Genomic DNA, 19,123 nt, shown 5'->3' on the forward strand with positions numbered 1-19,123 from the left:
GTGTCACTCCCCTTGATCCACTACAGCCGAGCACGTGCTAGTCGCGCGGCTTCTCACGCAGCTCGTACGCCTCGATGACATCGCCGACCTTGATGTCCGAGTACGTGACCGTGAGACCACATTCGTAGCCCTCGCGCACCTCGACCGCATCGTCCTTCTCGCGGCGAAGCGAGGAGATCGTGACGGTCTCGGCGACCACTGTGCTGTCGCGCAACAGTCGTGCCTTGGCATTGCGACGGATCGTACCGGAGGTGACGAGGCAACCTGCGATGTTTCCGACCTTGGACGAACGGAACAGCGCGCGTATCTCGGCCTGACCGAGAGCAACCTCTTCGTAGACGGGCTTGAGCATGCCCTTGAGGGCCTTCTCGATCTCGTCGATCGCTTGGTAGATAACCGAGTAGTACCGGATGTCCACACCCTCGCGGTTGGCTAGCTCGGTGGCTTTGCCCTCCGCACGAACGTTGAAGCCGATGATGATCGCGTTCGACGCCGACGCCAGGTTGACGTTGGTCTCCGTGACGCCACCGACACCGCGGTCGATGACGCGCAACTCGACCTCGTCGTCGATCTCGATACCCAGCAAGGCCTCTTCCAGCGCCTCGACGGTTCCCGAGTTGTCACCCTTGAGGATCAAGTTGAGCTGTGAGGTCTCCTTCAGAGCTGCATCGAGATCGTCCAGGCTGATGCGCTTACGACTCTTGGCTGCCAGCGCGTTGCGCTTGCGTGCATTTCGTCGATCGGCGATCTGACGGGCGATTCGGTCCTCGTCGACGACCAGGAGGTTGTCGCCTGCACCTGGCACCGACGTGAAGCCGATGACCTGGACAGGACGTGACGGCAGCGCCTCGGTGACGTCTTCGCCGTGCTCGTCGACCATGCGGCGGACGCGTCCGTAGGCGTCTCCCGCCACGATCGAGTCGCCGACGCGGAGCGTTCCGCGAGCGATGAGGACCGTGGCAACCGGTCCGCGTCCACGGTCGAGGTGCGCCTCGATCGCAACACCCTGAGCATCCATGTCCGGGTTCGCACGCAGGTCGAGCGACGCATCGGCAGTCAACAGCACCGCTTCGAGAAGGGCATCGATATTGGTGCCCTGCTTCGCAGAGATGTCGACGAACATGGTGTCGCCGCCGTATTCCTCGGCTACCAGGCCGTACTCGGTCAGCTGCTGACGGATCTTGTCCGGGTTCGCGCCTTCCTTGTCGATCTTGTTGACCGCAACCACGATGGGCACATCTGCTGCCTGCGCGTGGTTGATCGCTTCCACCGTCTGAGGCATGACGCCGTCGTCGGCAGCGACGACCAGGATCGCGAGGTCCGTGGCCTTGGCACCACGAGCACGCATGGCCGTGAAGGCCTCGTGACCGGGGGTGTCGATGAACGTTACGAGACGCTCGTTGCCTTCGAGTTCGGTCAGCACCTGGTAAGCACCGATGTGCTGCGTGATACCACCGGCTTCGCCTTCGCGAACGGCGGTGTTACGGATCGAGTCCAGCAGTCGCGTCTTGCCGTGGTCGACGTGGCCCATGACCGTGACGACCGGCGGACGCTGCTCGAGGTCGTCCTCGCCACCCGCGTCCTCGCCGTAGGTGAGGTCGAAACTGTCGAGCAGTTCGCGATCCTCGTCCTCGGGGCTGACGACCTGGACGACGTAGTTCATTTCGCCGCCGAGCAGTTCGAGCGTCTCGTCGTTGACCGACTGAGTTGCCGTCACCATCTCGCCGAGGTTGAACAGGGCCTGCACGAGCGCTGCGGGGTTCGCGTCGATCTTGTCAGCGAAGTCCGACAGCGATGCGCCGCGAGCGAGACGGATGGTCTCACCGTTGCCGCGAGGCAGCCTGACGCCGCCGACTGCGGGAGCCTGCATGCTTTCGTACTCGGCGCGTTTCGCCCGCTTCGACTTGCGACCGCGACGGACAGCTCCACCTGGACGACCGAATGCACCTGCAGCCGCTCCGCGCTGACCGGGACGGCCACCGCCACCTGGACGACCGCGGAAACCGCCTGCGGGAGCTCCACCTGCGGGTGCTCCACCGGGAGCACCCGGTGCGCCACCGCCGCGGTATCCGCCGCCGCCTGCACCGCCACCCGGACGTCCACCCGGCGCGCCACCTGGGCGTCCCGGGCGGCCTGCTGCCGGACTCGGTCGTGCCGAACGTGTCGGCATTGCACCTGGATTCGGACGGGGAGGCATCGAACCGGGGCTCGGACGAGGTCCAGCCTGGCCCGGAGCCGGACGGGGACCGCCCTGTCCGGGAGCCGGGCGGCTTCCACCCTGCGCAGCGGCTGGACGAGCTCCGCCCTGACCCGGCGTCGGACGTGCCCCGCCGGGGCGGGGACTGCCGGGAGCTGGGCGTGGAGCAGGACGCTCCACGGGCGCCGAGGAGTACGGGTTGTTGCCGACCCGAGGCGCCTTGGGACCTGGCTTCGGTCCCGGTGCGCCCGGCTTGGGTCCGGCAGGTGCCGATTCCGTCTCTGCGGCCGTCGGCGCCTGCTGCGCCGGAGCCGGAGCCGGGGTCGCGGCCGCTGGGGCCGCCGACTCTACCTGCGCGGCAGGTGCGGCGGGGGCCGGAGCTGCTGGTGCCGGAGTCGCCGGTGCTGGTACGGGTGCTGCCGGAGTTTCAGGTTTCGCGGCTGCGGGCGCTGCGGGCGTCGGACGCGCGGCAGGCTTGGGGCCCGGACGCGGACCGCCGGGCTTGGCGCCCATGCTCGGCTTGGGTGCGCTCGCGGTCGCGCTGCCGTTCTCGGACGGCGAGTCCGACTTCTCGGACGGGAACGATTCACGTAGACGACGCGCCACAGGCGCCTCGACGGTGGACGAAGCTGATTTGACGAACTCGCCTTGCTCTTTGAGCCGTGCGAGTAGTTCCTTACTGGTGACACCGAGTTCTTTTGCCAACTCGTGCACGCGGGCCTTGCCTGCCACTGCTCTCCTCACTGAGAGGCCGAGCGAGGCATTGGTGCCTGCACGACCTCGGGTTAATTCCGATGGACGTTCATCGTCGGTGCTTCACGGTGTGCTCATCAGTGCTGTTGCCTGTTCTTCTCGTCGGGTAGAACTCTGCGCTCTACGAAGGCGTCGACTGCGGAAATGTCGATCGCTCCAGGTATTCGTAGTGCTCTGCCGAAGGCTCGGCGCCGCTCCGCGTTGTGGAGACAATTCCGATCGAGGTGCAACCATGCGCCTCGACCGGGAAGTCGATGCTCGACATCCGGGACGATGATGCAATCGGAAGATTGCGATTCACCGTCCGAACGACTGACCACGACACGCAGCAGGTCGGCGGTCGGAGCTTTCTCCTTGCACCCGACACAAGTTCGCACCGGTAGACGTAAAGGCGTCGAACCGGTGCTCACATGACTACGGGGCATGGAGTTCAATTCCGAACCAACTCCCACTCTACCGCTGTATTGCTCCGAACTCCGCATTCTGCACTTACCCGCTGGTGGACTCGGGTGCCGCGGCCGCGTCGCTTCGGATATCGATCCGCCAACCGGTCAGCCGAGCAGCCAACCGCGCGTTCTGTCCCTCCTTGCCGATGGCCAGGGACAGCTGATAGTCGGGGACGATGACACGAGCAGCGCGGGCAGCCGCATCGACGACGGTCACCGACACAACCTTCGACGGCGACAGCGCATTCCCGACGAAGGTGGCCGGATCCTCGTCGAAGTCGATGATGTCGATCTTCTCCCCCGCGAGTTCGCTCATGACGTTGCGCACGCGTTGTCCCATGGGTCCGATGCACGCGCCTTTGGCGTTGAGACCGGAGACGGTGGAAGTCACGGCGATCTTGGAGCGATGGCCGGACTCACGAGCCACAGCCATGATCTCCACCGACCCGTCGGCAATCTCGGGCACTTCGAGCGCGAACAGCTTCCGAACGAGGTTCGGGTGAGTCCGGGACAGCGTGATCTGCGGCCCACGCTGACCACGCGCGACTCCGACGACGTAGCACTTGATTCTCTCGCCGTGCTCGTAGCTTTCGCCCGGAACCTGCTCGGCCGGCGGGAGCAGACCGTCCGCCCCGTTGGCTTCACTGCCGATACGGACGATGACGGTGCCCTTGGCGTTTGCTCTCGTATCGCGCTGGATGACCCCATTGACGATCTCACCTTCGTGCGTGGAGTACTCGCCGAAGGAACGCTCGTGCTCGGCGTCGCGCAGGCGCTGCAGAATGACCTGGCGCGCTGTCGTCGCGGCGATACGACCGAATCCCTCCGGAGTGTCGTCCCACTCCGAGATGGTGTTGCCGTCCTCGTCGATCTCCTTGGCCATAACCTTGACCGAACCGCTCTTGCGATCGACATCGATCCACGCATGCTGTTGATGGCCCTCGGTGTGCCGGTACGCGGTCAACAGTGCAGTTTGAATCGTCGAGATGACGGTGTCGATCGAGACCCCTTTTTCGGCCTCGATCGCGCGCAATGCAGCTATGTCGATATTCACTTGTCGGACCCTTCTTCCGGTGCTTCCACATTCACGATCTCGTCGGAGTCCGCAGGCGCGGGCCGACCGTCCACGACACCGCCCGCCAACTCCATCTCCTCGGCCTTGGGCCGCGAGAACTCTACTTGCACAACAGCCTTGACGACGCTGGACAGTTCGACGGCCCGAGTGGCCAGGACGCCCTTCGTACGCGTGACAATGGTCACGACGCCGCCGTCGAGGACTCCGACCCGCCCGTCGAACTTCTCCTCGGCCAACTCGATCCGCACCGATCGACCACGAGCGCGGCGCCAATGCCGCTCTTCCGTCAATGGTCGGTCGATGCCGGGCGTAGTGACTTCGAGGGTGTACGGCGCTTCGCCGAAGTCCGACACGCCGTCGAACACCTCCGAAATCTCGCGACTGAGAATCGGCAGGGCGTCCAGGTCGATCCCCTGCTCGCGATCGACCATGATCCGAACAGCGCTGTGCTTGCCCGCCGACACGACGTTGACGTCCTCGAGGTCGAAGCCCTGAGCGTGGATCAGATCGGACAGGAGCGCGATGACCCTCTCCTTGGACGGAACAGGCATCGTGGTGTGCACTCCTCGTGAAGTTGTGGGCGAATCATCGTCAGACGGTGAACGTACAGCCTAGCGCCATCGAGAGGTGTCTGTGACCAGGAGCGGGTGCGCACGATCGAGGGCGTACCTGGCACCATGTGAACGTGCCGACGCCCGCAATCGCCCCATCCCTCAGTCGCCGCTCGGCGATCCGGCTGGCGGCGGCCGCAGCGCTCGCGACCGTCGGCCTCGTCGCGACCGCCGGATGCTCCTCCGACGAGGACACTGCCGCGACAGTCGACACTTTGACGACGCACCTTCGGCGGGCCCGGAAGGACGCGGACATGGCCGCAGCGTTGATCGCGACTCTTCCCGAACGTGCGGGCGCACTCTCCGTGATTCAGTCGGAGCGAGGCGCACACGCCGATTCCTTGGCCGCGGAGATCGACCGCGTCGCGGGGGTCGCCGACGAGAGCACCCTCCCCGCCACCCCGCCCACGACCACGACTGCGCAGAACCCACCACCGTCACTGGAGGAGCTGATGACCAGCCTGTCCGAATCGGGTCGTAGCGCCGCGGACTCGGCCCGGAACGAGTCGGGATATCGAGCCGGACTTCTCGGTTCGATCAGCGCAGCATGCACCGTTCAATCGATCGTGGTGCTGGCATGAACGAACTCGGGGAGGAACAGCAAGCCCTGGTCGACGCACTGAACGCGGAGTACGCCGCCGTCTTCGCGTACGGAATCGTCGGGGCATTCTCGAATCCAGCGCGGGCCGACGTCGTGGCGGCCAACGCCGCAGCGCACCGGGCCCGGCGGGACGCGACGATCGACGCGCTGAAGGCGGCAAGCGTCACCGCACCCCAACCTGCCACGGCCTATACGACGCCGTTCCCGGTCACCGATCCGATCACGGCGGCCCAGTTGGCCGCGCAAGCGGAGGTCGACACGTCGATCGCGTGGCGGTCTGTGATCGAACGCAGTAATTCCGGCCCCACCAGGGAGACCGGAATCACTGCACTCACGGAAGCTGCACTGCGACTGGCGAACTGGCGAGAGATCCTGGGAGTGGTTCCGTCCTCGACTCCGTTTCCCGGGCAGCCCTGATTCCGGTCGGCATGAACAGCGCGGCGAGAATTCCCACCGCGACGGCTCCGGCACCGACGAGGAGTGCAGGGGCAAGCGCATCGGTGTAACCGGTCGGTGTCAACGAGCCGCCCGCACCGAGGAACACTGCCGTCAGCACCGCGATTCCGAGCGCAACACCGATCTCGCGGATAGTGGAGTTGGTACTGCTCGCCGTGGCGTGATCGACCTCGGCCATGTCGGTCAGTACCGCCGTTGCCGATGGCGCGAAGGTCAGGCCCATTCCGATGCCCGCCATCGCCAGAGCAGGGACCATACTCGCGTACGACGCCCCGGGCTGCAGTATCGCGGCCATCCAGACCAGCGCGCCGGCTTGCAGCGTGAGTCCACCCACGAGTAGTGCGCGAAGACCGAGCCTCGGCGCGAGAAGACCTGCGAGCGGCGCCACGATCATGGGCGCCGCCGTCCACGGCAACGTGCGCAGTCCCGCCTGGAACGGGGAGTACCCCATGACGATCTGCAGATACTGCGACAGCAGGAACACAGCCCCGAACATTCCGAGCGTGAAGGTGACGCCGATGATGTTCGCGATCGAGAAGCTGCGTGAGCGGAACAGTCTGAGTGGGACGACGGGGAATGCGCCGCGCCGTTGCCGAACGACGAAGCCCACCAGCGCGAGAGCCGACACCAGGAACGACAGAAGCACCGAGCCGGAGGTCCAACCATCGTCGTTGCCGTGAACGACGGCCCAGACGAGCAGGAAGACGCTGGCGCCTGCGAGGACGATCCCGAGATAGTCGAGAGGTTGCTTGCGGCCGAACGATTCCTTCAGCGCGACGAGCGCGAGTGGCACCGCGATCAGGGCGACCGGCACGTTGATCCAGAAGATGGCCTCCCACGAGATGCCGTCGACGACCGCACCGCCGACCACCGGCCCCAGCGCGACCCCGAGTCCGGACACCCCTCCCCAGATGCCTATGGCCAGTGCGCGTTTCGCCGCCGGAACCACCCCGGCGAGCAGCGTGAGCGACAGAGGCATGATCGCCGCTGCTCCGGCGCCTTGAATCGCCCGTGCGGCGATCAGCATCGCAGGGGTGGTCGCGAGAGCCGAGGCAATGGAGGCGAGGGTGAAGATTGCGATGCCGCCGAGGAAGACGTTCCGCCTACCCCACCGATCGCCCAGCGTGGCCGCCGCAAGCATCAATGTCGCGAAACTGAGTGTGTATGCATTGAGGAACCACTGCAGTTCGCCGACCGAAGCCGACAGATCAGCCTGAATCACCGGCAACGCACTGGTCATCACGAGGTTGTCGAGTGTTGCCATGAACATCGGAAGCGAAGCCGCGACGATCCCGACCCAGATGGGGACAGTGCGCGACGGTGAGTGCTGCGTTTCGGTGGTAACGGCCATCGTCGATCCTTTCGCGTGATGCAAATTGCCGTAGTAAGCATCGAATGATTACTTACAACGACAGACGCTAGTTATCGACTGATAACCTGTCAACATGGCAGCTCCGACGAAGACCACCCGCATGGACGCATCCGATCGGCGTGAGCTGGTGCTCGACGCGGCCACCCGCGCTTTCGCCAAGGGCGGGTACGCCGGCACCAGCACGGACGCCGTGGCCAAAGAGGCAGGCGTGTCTCAGCCTTACGTCGTGCGCATGTTCGGCACCAAGAGCGAGCTGTTCAGACTGGCATTTCAACGAGCCATCGACGGAATCATGAGGGCCTTCGACGACGTACTGAACGGAACCGAGCCGTATCCGGACGGCGACGTATGGGCAGCACTCGGCGGGGCCTACACCGAACTCGTCGCCGACCGAGACCTGTTGTTGGTGATGATGCACGGGTTCACGGCAGGCAGCACTCCCGAGATCGGGGCACAGGGCCGCGCAGGCATGGCCGCAATCTACACCCAGATCAAGGACAGCACCGGATGCACGCCCGAGGAAGCCCGCGACTTCATCGCGAACGGCATGCTACTGAACTGCCTTCTCGCCATGCAGGCACCCGAGCACGCCGAGGACGACTCCGCCCTCGGCGAACTGGCGAGCTGCGCATTCGGTCCGGATCTGGACCAGCTCGAAACCGCGCCCTAGGGGTTCATCTCGTACGCACCGTCGTAGCCGAGGACCTCAGCCCATACGGCGTCGAACCGCCCCCTGTCGACGACCGGCTTGCGAATCGCACCCAGCGCCCACGATTGCTGATCCTCGGTCGACGACGGCTTGCCGTGCAACGCAACGGCATACGCCGAGAAGTCGCGGATCTGGAAGTCGAAGATCTGATCCAACACCTCGGTGGACACCGCATCCGCGCTCTCGAGGATCAGATGCCCGTAGACGACCAACGAAAACAGGTGCCCGACGTTCAGCAGGAAGTCGAGATCCTTCTGCTGACCTTCGTCGGGCGCCGCATCGGCCAGGAATTTCTTGAAGGCCAGCGCCTGTTCGTAGAAGCGCGCGACGTTCGGTACAGCGGAATACTTCTCGTACATCGGCGCCCAATCGTGGAAGCGCACTTTCCCCGACCCACGAGCCGGGCCTTGCGCGAAGAAGAACGTATCGTCGGAGGCGTCGTCGCGCGTTGCGACCGAGGGAAACTCGACGGGCGCAAACATGTACGCGGGCATGAACTTCAGCATCAGCGCGACGTTGACATGGACGGTGCCCTCGAGCTTCGGAAGCGTCCCGATCAGTTGCGCCGCCTCGCGGAAGTACGTGTCCTTCTCGTATCCCTTTGCAGCAATCACGTCGTGCAGTGTCCGCACCACGATCTCACCCTCCGAGGTGACCTTCGCCTTCGTCATCGGATTGAAGAGCAGATAGCGGCGGTCATCGGGACCTGCCGTTCGGAAGTAGTCGAGTGCCCGTGCACTGAACAGTTTCATCGCGATCAAGCGCGAGTAGGCATCTACGAAACTTGCCCGGACATGCGGGAATTCGGTAACGCGATTTCCGTACAAGATTCTGTTGTGCGCGTGCGTGATCGCCTCGTGGAACCCATGCTCGGCGATTCCGATGGATCCGGTGCACAGATTGAACTTCCCGACGTTGACGGTGTTCAGTGCCGCCGAAAACGCGTCCGCGCCGGAGTGCAGAATGTCCTCGGCGCGAACCGGGTAGTCCTCCAGCACGAACGTACTGACGAACATCTGACCGTGAACGACGTTGTCTCGCAACGAGTATTTCTCGTGGCCGCTGTCTGCGACGAAGAAGACGTAGGCCGGTGCACCGTCCATGTCGCTACGCCGACCGAAGACCGACACCATGCCTGCGATGTTGCCGTTGCCGATGTAGTACTTCTCCCCCGCTGCGGTGAACTCGACGCCACTCTCGCCCGTCGGCTCGAGCAGCATGTCGGTGGAGTAGACATCGGCACCGTGTGCTCGCTCGGACAATCCGAACGCCGTGACACCGCCGTCGTCCAGGAGGCGGGCGGCGCGGGACTTTGCTGCGTCGTTCGAGCTCATCCAGATCGGTCCGAGACCGAGCACGGTGACCTGCCAGGCATACCAGTAGGACAACCCGTAGAACCCGAGAATCTCGCTCAGCGCGGCATTGCGGAAAGCATCCCAGCGCTTGTTCGGGTCGCCGTCGGAATACGCGGCGGGCGTGCAGAAGTTCGCGAACAGCTTTTCCTTCGCGACGAACTCGAGAAAGTCACTGGTCCAGACTGCACCCAGATCATCGGCGAGCAATCGCGCTTTGCCCCGCCCTTCGAACCAGTCGATCAGCGCGCGCAGCTGTCGGGCGGTCTCGTCGTCGAATCGGGTCGTGTCGAATTTTGTGGGATCGAACAAAGCAACGTGCGCCACGCTGTCACCTCTCCTAGTCGGTTACTCGAAGCTACCAGCGAGTAACCGACCGGGACTGTGAAATCAGTTCCTCGTGCGCGCGGCCTTCACGATCTCGGCGGTCGCCGTCTCCTTGTCCAGTTCTCGGCTTTCCCCGGTGAACCGGTCACGAATTTCGACTTTGCCGTCTGCCCACCCGCGTCCGACGACGACTACGAGAGGCATTCCGATCAGCTCGGAGTCCTTGAACTTCACCCCGGGCGAAGCCTTGCGGTCGTCGAGAAGCACATCCAATCCTTGGACGTCCAGCTCGGCAGCGATCGCCTCGGCACCCGCGCGGGCGGCATCGTCCTTGTTGGCGATGACGAGGTGGACATCGAACGGAGCAACCGCGGCCGGCCAGCGCAGACCTTTGTCGTCGTGCATCTGCTCGGCGATCACGGCGACGAGACGAGAGACACCGACGCCGTAGGAGCCCTGCACGAGCCGAACCGGCTTGCCGTTTTCCCCGAGGACGTCGACGGCGAACGCGTCGGTGTACTTGTAACCGAGTTGGAAAATGTGGCCGATTTCGATTCCGCGGGCGCTGACCAGCGGCCCTCGACCGTCGGGCGACATGTCGCCGTCGCGCACTCGCGCCGCTTCGATCGTGCCGTCCGGCGTGAAGTCACGGCCTGCGACGAGGTTCACCACGTGCTTGCCCTTGGCATCGGCCCCGGTGATCCAGGACGTGCCGTCGACGATTCGAGGATCCACGAGGTAGCGAACCCCGTTGGCCTGCAGGGCTCGTGGACCTATGTAGCCCTTCACCAGGAAAGGATTCGCTTCGAAGTCGGCATCGGTGAGGAGTTCGAACTCGGCCGGCTCGAGCGATGCCTCCAGACGCTTCTCGTCCACTTCGCGATCTCCGGGAATGCCGATCGCGAGCAGTTCCCACTCGCCCCGCGGTTGCCGCACCTTGAGCAGAATGTTCTTCAATGTGTCCGCCGCGGTGACGGTACGGCCGAGATCCGCGGATTCGGCCCAGTCGACGAGTGTCGCGATGGTCGGAGTGTCGCCGGTGTCGTACTCGACAGCGGCCGGCTGCCCCTCGATCGGGAGCGAGTCAGGAGCAGCGGTGGTGACGGCTTCGACGTTGGCTGCGTAGCCCGACTCGATGCACCGGACGTAAGTGTCCTCGCCGATGTCGCTTTCGGCCAGGAACTCCTCCGACGCGCTGCCGCCCATGGCTCCCGACGTTGCCGCGACGATGACGTACTTGACGCCGAGGCGAGCGAATATGCGCTGGTAGGCCTCGCGGTGGGCGTGGTACGACGCTTTGAGCCCGTCCTCGTCCAGGTCGAATGAGTACGAATCCTTCATGACGAATTCGCGTCCGCGCAGGATGCCGGCGCGAGGACGTTCCTCGTCGCGATACTTGGTCTGGATCTGGTACAGGGTGACCGGCAAGTCCTTGTAGGAGTTGTACTCACCCTTCACCGTGAGCGCGAACAGCTCCTCGTGCGTGGGTCCGAGGAGCATGTCGGTGCCCTTGCGATCCTGAAGGCGGAACAGTGCGTCGCCGTATTCGGTCCACCGATTGGTGACCTCGTACGGGTCGCGGGGCAGCAACGCGGGGAGCGAGATCTCCTGCGCTCCGATTGCATTCATCTCCTCACGAACCACCTTCTCGACCTGCCGAAGCACTCGGAGACCGAGCGGCAGCCACGAGTACACGCCCGGCGCTATGCGACGGACGTAGCCTGCGCGCACCAACAGCTTGTGGCTGTCGACTTCGGCGTCGGCCGGATCGTCGCGAAGGGTACGGAGGAACAGCTGCGAGAGACGGGTGATCACGGGGTACGAGCGTAGTCGGTGTCCAACGGAACGGTAACGTTGCTCCCCGTGCTGATCCTGCTTCCTCCCTCCGAAACGAAGTCCGACGGCGGCGACGGCTCTCCTCTCGATCTGCACGGTCTGTCACTTTCCGCGCTGACTCCACTTCGGCAGAAGCTGGCAGATGCGCTCGTCGAACTCGCCGGTGACGTCGACGCATCGAGTGCGGCCCTGGGGCTCGGGCCGACGCAGGCCGACGAGATCGAACGCAACGTGGCGCTGTGGACCTCGCCCACCACTCCTGCGCTGAGCCGCTACACCGGGGTGCTCTACGACGCGCTCGACGCCCGTGCGTTCACCAAAGCCGGCCGCGCCCGCGCTGCGGAGCGCCTGTGGATCGGTTCGGCGTTGTTCGGCGCCGTGCGCGCCTATGACCCCATTCCGTCGTATCGTCTGTCCGGCACGTCGAAAATCCCCGGCTTCGGAACCCTCCGATCCCATTGGAAGCCGGAGCTGACGGAAGCACTGACCGGTGAGGCGGATGGACTCGTCGTCGATCTGAGGTCGGGGACCTACCAACAACTCGGTCCCGTCCCTGGCGCCATCTCCGCAACTGTTCTGACCGAAAAGCCGGACGGAAGCAGGTCCGTGGTCAGTCACTTCAACAAACACCACAAGGGGCTGCTCGCACGCGCTCTGACCTTGACGACGGCCGAGCCGAAGGATGTGCGAGCCCTGGCGCGGATTGCGTCGAAGGCAGGGCTGCGGGTCGAAGCCGCCTCCCCCACCGAATTGATCGTGCTGACCGAATGAATCCGGTACCGGGTCTGCTACGTCAGGGCGCAGACGCTGCGAGCGGCCGCAGCAAGGATCACCGACTCGTCGACGAGGTCGCCGACCAGCTTGTCGGACTCGAAGAGTTCGACGCCCAGGCGTTGGGTTCCCTCGCGTTGACGAACATGATCACCACAATGTACGAGAACGGCTGGCAACCGTTCGATCTCCTGCACGTCGTTCGGCGACAGAACACCACGTCCGTGTCCTCGCTTGCCGCCGCAGCGATCCTGCACGAATCCGACCTGACGGCCGCGAACGACCGGGCGCCCGAGTACTGGGTCGGTCAGCTGTCGGAGATCTGCGCTCTGTATCCCGCAGCGGCGGCCACCGTGGACACCTCCCCCAGCTTTCTTGCTGCGTTGCCGAGGCCGGATCGGCGGTGGGACTACATCGCCGCCAGCAATCAATGGGTCACCGTTCTCACTCTGCTCGGCCAGTGGCAGTCGTTACCCCGGTGGCCGCAGATCGGTCCTCTTCCCTCGCAATGGCCGACACGGCGAGCGCCCCGAACCGACCGACACGTTCCAGGTGCTCGATCGCCGAACGACAAGGTGCTGGTCCGCATACGCGGATTGCTCGCGAAAGCCGACGCCACCGACTTCGACGAAGAGGCCGAAACACTCACCGCCAAGGCCCAGGAGTTGATGACGAGATACTCCATCGATTCCCTACTGCTGGCGGAGGGAAACGTCGATGTCGTCAGCCGAAGACTGCATGTGGACAATCCCCACGCCCCACCGAAAGCACAGCTGCTGCATGGGGTCAGCACGGTCAATCGAGTGAAGACCATCTGGGATCCAGGGTTCGCGGTTGCCACACTCGTAGGTTCACCCGTCGACGTGGAGCAGACCGAAGTTCTATTCACGTCATTGCTCATCCAGGCAACCCGCGCTCTCGCGCACTCACCGAAGGCCAAGCACCGTAAAGGCTCTGCCTCTGCCGCATTCGGCAAGGCCTTTCTGTATGCGTACGCGATCAGGATCGGTGAACGGCTCGCCGAGGTGGACGCGAATGCACTGGAGGAGGCGTCGACGCGGTCGGAGCAGTTGCTGCCGATGCTTGCAGCCCAGACCGTGGCAGTGGAAGAAGAGTTCGACCGACTGTTTCCCCGGGTCAGAACGATGCGAGGACCGAGGCTCGACGCCGAGGGATGGGAGTCCGGCCACGCGGCCGCCGACGAAGCCGACCTACGAAGTACGTAGCGGAATCCTCTCGAACGAGTAGTTCCACAACCACTCGATCGGGCCGCGCTGATACCGGCGCAGCCATACATGCGCGAAGGCGCTGACACAGCCGACGGCGACGATGTAGACCGAGATAGTTCCCAGAACCCGCAGCAAACCGGTGTCGAGCCTGATCGCGAGGCCGAAACCCCAGCCGTAGCACAGAATCGACGCCACGACGTTCTGAAGAACGTAGCAGGACAATGCCATCCGGCCGATCTCCGACAGCCGTCCGGTCATCACGCTCACGCGCGAGCGCCCGATGTAGTGCTGTGCGACGAGGGCAAGAATTCCCAGCGACACCAATGGGGCGAGAAGGTAGCGGGACACGATGATTCCCGCGCTGGAGCCGAACATTCCCACGACGAAGTCCGCCGGTACAGCGACGAGACCGACGAGGACAAGGCGCCTGCGGAGATCGGCCCCCTCCTCGCCGAGAACACCTGCTCGAAACAACCTCGCGCCCAGCAGAAAGAGGGCGATCGACATCGGCAGGATCAGAATGGTCTCGGCCCGGAACGCCAGCGCGTTGTCGAGGCGAAAGACCATCAGTTCCCAGAAGGAACCGTCTGCGTACAGGTTCGGAGACAAAGACGCGCCTGACGTACCGGGCGCCGGCGTCGGGATTGCGGCGGCGACTGCGGTAACGAGCAGCACATGGACCACCGCCGCAGATATCATCCATCTCCGTTGTGCTCGTTCGTTTGTCACGAGCACGTATGCCACGACGAGGCCGGTGATCGCATATCCCATCAACACGTCGAACTCGGTGAACAGAACGAAATGCAGCAGCCCGTCCACGAACAACAGTCCAGCTCGGAGCGGATAGCGCCCTGGCCACCGCAGATCGTTTCGCAGTGCCGACCGTTGCTGGATAGCCAAACCGACTCCGAACATGATCGTCAGCAGGCCCAGAAACTTGCCCTGCGCCAGTTGTTGAAGCACCCGCTCGGCAGTGCCCCAGCCGCCCTGCGCAGTTCCCAGCGTATCGAGGTAGCCGACCAGCCCGGAGCCACTGGTGAAGATCCATACGTTGGTTCCCAGCGTGCCTAGTATCGCAATTCCGCGAAGGACATCGAGAGATCGGTAGCGCGCATCGGCCGTCACACCTCGACGCTAGTGGCGATCCCCACTGTGCCGCGTCCTCCTTTCGACGGATGCGAACCTGCTGCCACCACGATGATCACGGCCCCGACGACGATGGCAGCGCCGATCAGCTGAACCGTCGAGAGCGACTGGCCCAGAACCAGATAGCCCAGCAGCGCTGCGGCAAGCGGGCTGGCGAAAGACAGAAACGATACGGCGAGGGCAGGAAGCTTCTCGATTCCACGAAACCACACTGCGTACGCAAGCAACGCACCGATCACACTGAGATACAGAAACCCCGAGAAGTTTTCTGCTGTAACGACTCTGGGAAGACCTTCGCCTATCGCCATGAACGGCAACAGGACTGCGCCGCCCACAGTGAGCTGCCAGCCGGTGAATGTCAGCACGCCCACACCGTCGGGCCTGCCCCATCGCTTGGTGAGCACGATGCCCGAAGCCATACTTGCAGCGCCCGCCAGACCGGCGAACACGCCGACGTGATCGAGGCCTGCGCCCGGCTGTACTACGAGGAGTCCGACACCGACGGCGCCGAGGATGCACGAGTAGATATGCACAGCCCGTATTCGCGCACCGAGCAGTCCGGCTCCCATGAAAAGCACGATCATCGGCTGGACACTCATGACGAGCGCTGCGACACCACCCGGCAGATGGTAGGCAGCAACGAACAAGAAGTAGAAGAAGGCGCCGATATTGAGGATCCCGAGCACCAGGGCGCGCCACCACCAGTGTCCGCGAGGTAGCGCGCGCCCGAGGGCGACCAGGATCAGCCCCGCGGGCAGCGCACGTACCACGGAAGCCAACAGCGGTCGATCCGGCGGCAATAGCTCGGTCGTCACGAGATAGGTACTCCCCCAGACGGCCGGCGCGACGACAGTGATCAACGAATTGCGAACAGATGATGACAAGTCCATGCTTGCTCCGAATATTTCGATATCGAATAATATGACATCGAGAGAGTAAGACAGGTGCTACGGTTCGTCAAACAGTTCGACGTCGAATCTTTTCTGGAGGACCGGTGACCGACGCAGTCGATTCGTTCCTGGCGCAATGGCAGCGCGAACGGCCCGAGATGGATGCATCCCCCATGGGCGTGGTCGGACGACTCTCACGAGCGTCGAGCCTGGTAGGGCACGATATCGGCGAGTACTTCGTAGCCCAGGGCATGGAGCCCTGGGAATTCGACGTGCTCGCGACACTGCGCCGTTCCGGCGCTCCCTACACGCTCACTCCGAAACACCTCGTTGCGCGGACGATGGTCGGCTCCGCTGCCATGACCAACCGCGTGGACCGGCTCGTGGACAAGAAACTGGTAACCCGCGAAACCGATTCGAACAACCGCCGCAGCGTCTTGATCACCCTGACCGCGACAGGTCACGAACTGGTGGAGCGAGTAGTCGACGGCCACGTGGCGAACGCGGCGCGTCTAGTCGCCGGTCTCGAACCTGCAGAACGCACCGAGCTGGACCGACTGCTACGCAAACTTCTGATCTCGCTGGGCGACACGGTCGAGCCCTAGGACGACTGCGCGTCTTCCTGGGCGGCCTGCGCCTGGGCTACCTGCTGCGGAGTGAACCGGATGAAGAAGGCCGCGAGGCCTGCAACGACAGCGCAGACCGCGCAGCAGAAGAGCGCGAACATGTAGCCCGAGCTCAGAGCGTCCAACTGGACATCGTTCATCAGGGTGGCTGGTCCGGTCGTCCCGCCGAGGGACAGTGTGCGTGAGGTGGTCAGCGCGCCGACGATCGCCAGTGCAACCGGTCCACCGAGAGTCTGGGCGACGAGTGCGATGGCCGTCAGCGGCCCGATCTCGGTAGCCGGGACCCCTGCGATAGCGCACAGCGGAAGTGGTATCGATGCCATGCCGACACCGAATCCGATACCGATGACCGGGAAGAATATGCCCGGGAAGTACGACGAATCTGCATTCATGGTCGCCACCGAGAACAGCAGCCATCCGACCATGATCGCCGCGCCTGCCATCACCAACCAGCGCGGCTGCACCCGTACGGCGAGTTGCGAGGTGATGAACGCCGCCGCCCCGAGGCCGAAAGCGAACGGCACGAACGCGAGGCCGGCGGACAGCGGGCTGTAACCGAGAATGTCCTGAACGAACAGTGCGACGAACGCGGCGAGGCAGAACATCACGCCGCCGGCGAAGAAGATTGCAACGAACGTGGCGACGCGATTCCTGTCCGCGAACAGAGAGAACGGCAGCAACGGGTTGTCGGCCCGGCGTTCGACGACGAGGAACAGCCCGAGCAACACCACACCTGCAACGAGAGATCCGAGCACCAGGGGACTGAGCCACCCCAGTTCGGTTCCCTCGCTCAACGCGAGCACGACACCCGTGCATCCGAGTGTGCCGAGTATTGCGCCGGGGAAGTCGAGGGTGAGCCGAACACCTGCAGTCTCTCGGAGCGACACCACAGCCAGGATGACGATGATGATCCCGATCGGCACGTTGATGAGGAAGATCCAGCGCCACGACACCTGAGTCAAAGCTCCGCCGATGATCAGACCTGCGATCGAGCCGACACCGGTCATCGCGGCGTAGATCGCTATGGCCTGATTGCGCACTGGACCTGGTGCGAACGTTGTTGCCACCAGCGCAAAAGCCGTCGGGGACGCCACCGCGGCACCGACGCCCTGCAAGGCCCGCGCCGCCACAAGTGTCGCCTCGTTCACTGCCAGACCACAGAGCAGCGACGCGATGGTGAACAGGATGACGCCGCCGAGAAACATCTTCTTTCGACCGAAGGCGTCGCCCAATCGCCCACCGAGCAGCATGAGTCCACCGAACGCCAACGCATACGAGGTCAGCACCCAGTTGCGCCCTGCGTCGCTCAAACCGAGGTCGGCTTGCAAAGGCGCAAGCGCAAGGTTGGCTACCGTTCCATCGAGCACCACCATCAACTGCAAACCGCTGAGCACGATGATTGCCAGGCCGAATGCCCGGGTCGTCACCGGATAGACGATCTGAGTGGACGGCGCTGCGGGCTGCGAGTGGTCAGGCACGGGAGTTCACGTTACCGAGAGTCCACGGAAAAACCAGCAACGGTTCCGATCACGACGATCGCGGGCGGACGTATCGCCTCGTCCTTCACTCGCTGCGCAACCGTGGACAGATCCGCGCGCACTTCACGCTGGGTGCGCATCGTTCCTTCCTGGACGACGAGTACCGGCGTCGTCGCCGGGCGGCCCCCCTGGATCAGAACTTCCGCGAACTTGTCGATTCTCTCCACAGCCATCAGCAGCACGATCGTGCCCTTCAACCGCGCAAGTGCATCCCAGTCGACGAGAGAGTCGGGATGATCGGGCGCGACGTGCCCGCTCACCACGACGAACTCGTGAGTGACACCGCGATGGGTCACAGGGACGCCCGCGGCGGACGGTACCGAGATCGCACTCGTGATTCCAGGCACCACCGTCACTGCAATCCCGGCGTCGGTCAGGGCCTCGAGCTCCTCGTACCCACGGCCGAACACGTACGGGTCGCCGCCCTTGAGTCGAACGACGAACTTTCCTGCCCGCGCGCGGTCGATGAGCGCTTGATTGATCGCCTCCTGAGCCATGGCGCGCCCGTAGGGAATCTTGGACGCATCGATCACCTCGACGTGCGGTCCCAGCTCAGCGAGCAGTTCGGGTGGCGCGAGACGATCGGTGACGACCACGTCGGCGTAGGCAAGCAGTCGCCTGCCGCGCACGGTGATCAGATCCGGGTCACCGGGGCCTCCACCGACAAGGGCGACGCCGGTGTGCGGAACATGGGCAGTATCGGTGATCACACCTGACTGCAGCGCTTCCAAGACTGCATTGCGGACGGCCGCCGATCGCCGATGCTCGCCTCCTGCGAGAACACCCAGCGTCAGTCCGTCGTAGTCCGCCGAAGCGGGGGTGACTGCAGTGCCATCGCGAGCGACATCGGCGCGAACGCAGAAGATTCTGGAACGCGCGGCCTCGGCGACGATGGCCGCGTTGGTGTCCGCCTCGTCGGTGCAGGCGATCGCGTACCACGCTCCGTCCAGGTCGCCGCTGCGATAGTCGCGCAGCTCGAGCGTCACCTGCTCGCCGGTAGCCATCGCCTCTACAGCAGGCGTTGCTTCCCTCGTGATGACGTGCACCAGCGCGCCGGAACCGATCAACAACGGCAGGCGTCGCTGCGCGACCGTGCCACCACCGAGCACGACGACACGCTTACCCGACAGATTCAGGCCGACGAGATAGGGCGAATCGGTCGCATCGGAGTCGGTCGGATCGGAGTCG

At 64.2% G+C, this 19,123-nt stretch carries 17 protein-coding genes; 6 read left to right on the plus strand and 11 right to left on the minus strand.

Annotation, left to right across the window (positions count from 1 at the left end):
• Positions 1-37: 37 nt before the first annotated feature.
• The 4 genes from infB to rimP form a co-directional block, all read right to left on the minus strand.
• A complete protein-coding gene (infB, locus tag ACODSO_RS07165) occupies positions 38-2,929 on the minus strand; it encodes a translation initiation factor IF-2 (protein WP_489036074.1) in 2,892 nt (963 codons plus the stop codon).
• A gap of 98 nt (positions 2,930-3,027) precedes the next feature.
• Complete coding sequence (locus ACODSO_RS07170) at positions 3,028-3,432, minus strand: YlxR family protein (RefSeq protein WP_489036075.1); 405 nt, start codon at positions 3,430-3,432, stop codon at positions 3,028-3,030.
• Positions 3,433-3,439: 7 nt separating this feature from the next.
• Complete coding sequence (nusA, locus tag ACODSO_RS07175) at positions 3,440-4,450, minus strand: transcription termination factor NusA (protein ID WP_489036076.1); 1,011 nt, start codon at positions 4,448-4,450, stop codon at positions 3,440-3,442.
• Entirely contained in the window at positions 4,447-5,022 is a 576-nt protein-coding gene (gene rimP / locus ACODSO_RS07180) for a ribosome maturation factor RimP (RefSeq protein WP_489036077.1), read from the minus strand. The genes nusA and rimP overlap by 4 nt, the downstream gene beginning before the upstream one ends.
• Before the next feature lie 134 nt (positions 5,023-5,156).
• On the opposite strand from rimP, the gene ACODSO_RS07185 reads away from it, so the two are divergent.
• Both ACODSO_RS07185 and ACODSO_RS07190 read left to right on the plus strand, forming a co-directional pair.
• Positions 5,157-5,663 (plus strand): hypothetical protein, encoded by a 507-nt coding sequence (locus ACODSO_RS07185; protein WP_489036079.1) that lies wholly within the window; start codon positions 5,157-5,159, stop codon positions 5,661-5,663.
• On the plus strand, positions 5,660-6,100 hold the full coding sequence (locus tag ACODSO_RS07190) for a ferritin-like domain-containing protein (RefSeq protein ID WP_068375583.1): 441 nt from the start codon (positions 5,660-5,662) through the stop codon (positions 6,098-6,100). Before ACODSO_RS07185 ends, ACODSO_RS07190 begins: the two co-directional genes overlap by 4 nt.
• Here the strand turns inward: ACODSO_RS07190 and ACODSO_RS07195 are convergent.
• The gene (locus ACODSO_RS07195) at positions 6,015-7,490 is read right to left on the minus strand and encodes a DHA2 family efflux MFS transporter permease subunit (protein WP_489036080.1); all 1,476 of its coding nucleotides are present in this window, start codon (positions 7,488-7,490) and stop codon (positions 6,015-6,017) included. The two genes, ACODSO_RS07190 and ACODSO_RS07195, sit on opposite strands and share 86 nt — an antisense overlap.
• A 94-nt stretch (positions 7,491-7,584) precedes the next feature.
• On the opposite strand from ACODSO_RS07195, the gene ACODSO_RS07200 reads away from it, so the two are divergent.
• On the plus strand, positions 7,585-8,181 hold the full coding sequence (locus tag ACODSO_RS07200; protein WP_489036081.1) for a TetR/AcrR family transcriptional regulator: 597 nt from the start codon (positions 7,585-7,587) through the stop codon (positions 8,179-8,181).
• Here ACODSO_RS07200 and ACODSO_RS07205 read toward each other — a convergent pair.
• Entirely contained in the window at positions 8,178-9,899 is a 1,722-nt protein-coding gene (locus ACODSO_RS07205; protein WP_489036082.1) for an acyl-CoA dehydrogenase family protein, read from the minus strand. The two genes, ACODSO_RS07200 and ACODSO_RS07205, sit on opposite strands and share 4 nt — an antisense overlap.
• Before the next feature lie 63 nt (positions 9,900-9,962).
• On the minus strand, positions 9,963-11,714 hold the full coding sequence (locus tag ACODSO_RS07210) for a proline--tRNA ligase (RefSeq protein WP_489036084.1): 1,752 nt from the start codon (positions 11,712-11,714) through the stop codon (positions 9,963-9,965).
• 48 nt (positions 11,715-11,762) lie between these two features.
• On the opposite strand from ACODSO_RS07210, the gene yaaA reads away from it, so the two are divergent.
• On the plus strand, positions 11,763-12,506 hold the full coding sequence (yaaA, locus tag ACODSO_RS07215) for a peroxide stress protein YaaA (protein WP_489036177.1): 744 nt from the start codon (positions 11,763-11,765) through the stop codon (positions 12,504-12,506).
• Complete coding sequence (locus ACODSO_RS07220; protein WP_489036086.1) at positions 12,503-13,732, plus strand: DUF2786 domain-containing protein; 1,230 nt, start codon at positions 12,503-12,505, stop codon at positions 13,730-13,732. Before yaaA ends, ACODSO_RS07220 begins: the two co-directional genes overlap by 4 nt.
• Here the strand turns inward: ACODSO_RS07220 and ACODSO_RS07225 are convergent.
• Together ACODSO_RS07225 and ACODSO_RS07230 are read right to left on the minus strand one after the other, a co-directional pair.
• Positions 13,718-14,860 carry a DUF418 domain-containing protein gene (locus ACODSO_RS07225; protein ID WP_489036087.1) on the minus strand — a complete coding sequence of 381 codons (1,143 nt, stop codon included), beginning with the start codon at positions 14,858-14,860 and terminating at the stop codon, positions 13,718-13,720. The genes ACODSO_RS07220 and ACODSO_RS07225 overlap by 15 nt on opposite strands.
• A complete protein-coding gene (locus ACODSO_RS07230; protein ID WP_489036089.1) occupies positions 14,857-15,771 on the minus strand; it encodes an EamA family transporter in 915 nt (304 codons plus the stop codon). Before ACODSO_RS07230 ends, ACODSO_RS07225 begins: the two co-directional genes overlap by 4 nt.
• 104 nt (positions 15,772-15,875) lie before the next feature.
• Here ACODSO_RS07230 and ACODSO_RS07235 point away from each other — a divergent pair, with 104 nt between their 5' ends.
• Positions 15,876-16,376, plus strand: coding sequence for a MarR family winged helix-turn-helix transcriptional regulator (locus ACODSO_RS07235; protein ID WP_489036091.1), 501 nt, complete (start codon positions 15,876-15,878; stop codon positions 16,374-16,376).
• Here the strand turns inward: ACODSO_RS07235 and ACODSO_RS07240 are convergent.
• Both ACODSO_RS07240 and cobA read right to left on the minus strand, forming a co-directional pair.
• Positions 16,373-17,875 (minus strand): MFS transporter, encoded by a 1,503-nt coding sequence (locus tag ACODSO_RS07240; protein ID WP_489036092.1) that lies wholly within the window; start codon positions 17,873-17,875, stop codon positions 16,373-16,375. The genes ACODSO_RS07235 and ACODSO_RS07240 overlap by 4 nt on opposite strands.
• Positions 17,876-17,886: 11 nt before the next feature.
• Positions 17,887-19,071: a uroporphyrinogen-III C-methyltransferase gene (gene cobA, locus ACODSO_RS07245; RefSeq protein WP_197480796.1), complete on the minus strand. Its 1,185-nt coding sequence runs from the start codon at positions 19,069-19,071 to the stop codon at positions 17,887-17,889.
• Positions 19,072-19,123: the final 52 nt, after the last annotated feature.

This window comes from Rhodococcus sp. FG69 (assembly GCF_057808915.1).

Excerpts from the sequence above, each read along its gene's own strand:
- ACODSO_RS07220 (WP_489036086.1), top strand. The coding sequence starts at position 12,503 with ATGAATCCGGTACCGGGTCTGCTACGTCAGGGCGCAGACGCTGCGAGC.
- ACODSO_RS07195 (WP_489036080.1), bottom strand. The coding sequence starts at position 7,490 with ATGGCCGTTACCACCGAAACGCAGCACTCACCGTCGCGCACTGTCCCC.
- ACODSO_RS07170 (WP_489036075.1), bottom strand. The coding sequence starts at position 3,432 with ATGCGGAGTTCGGAGCAATACAGCGGTAGAGTGGGAGTTGGTTCGGAA.
- ACODSO_RS07230 (WP_489036089.1), bottom strand. The coding sequence starts at position 15,771 with ATGGACTTGTCATCATCTGTTCGCAATTCGTTGATCACTGTCGTCGCG.
- ACODSO_RS07200 (WP_489036081.1), top strand. The coding sequence starts at position 7,585 with ATGGCAGCTCCGACGAAGACCACCCGCATGGACGCATCCGATCGGCGT.
- rimP (WP_489036077.1), bottom strand. The coding sequence starts at position 5,022 with ATGCCTGTTCCGTCCAAGGAGAGGGTCATCGCGCTCCTGTCCGATCTG.
- ACODSO_RS07190 (WP_068375583.1), top strand. The coding sequence starts at position 5,660 with ATGAACGAACTCGGGGAGGAACAGCAAGCCCTGGTCGACGCACTGAAC.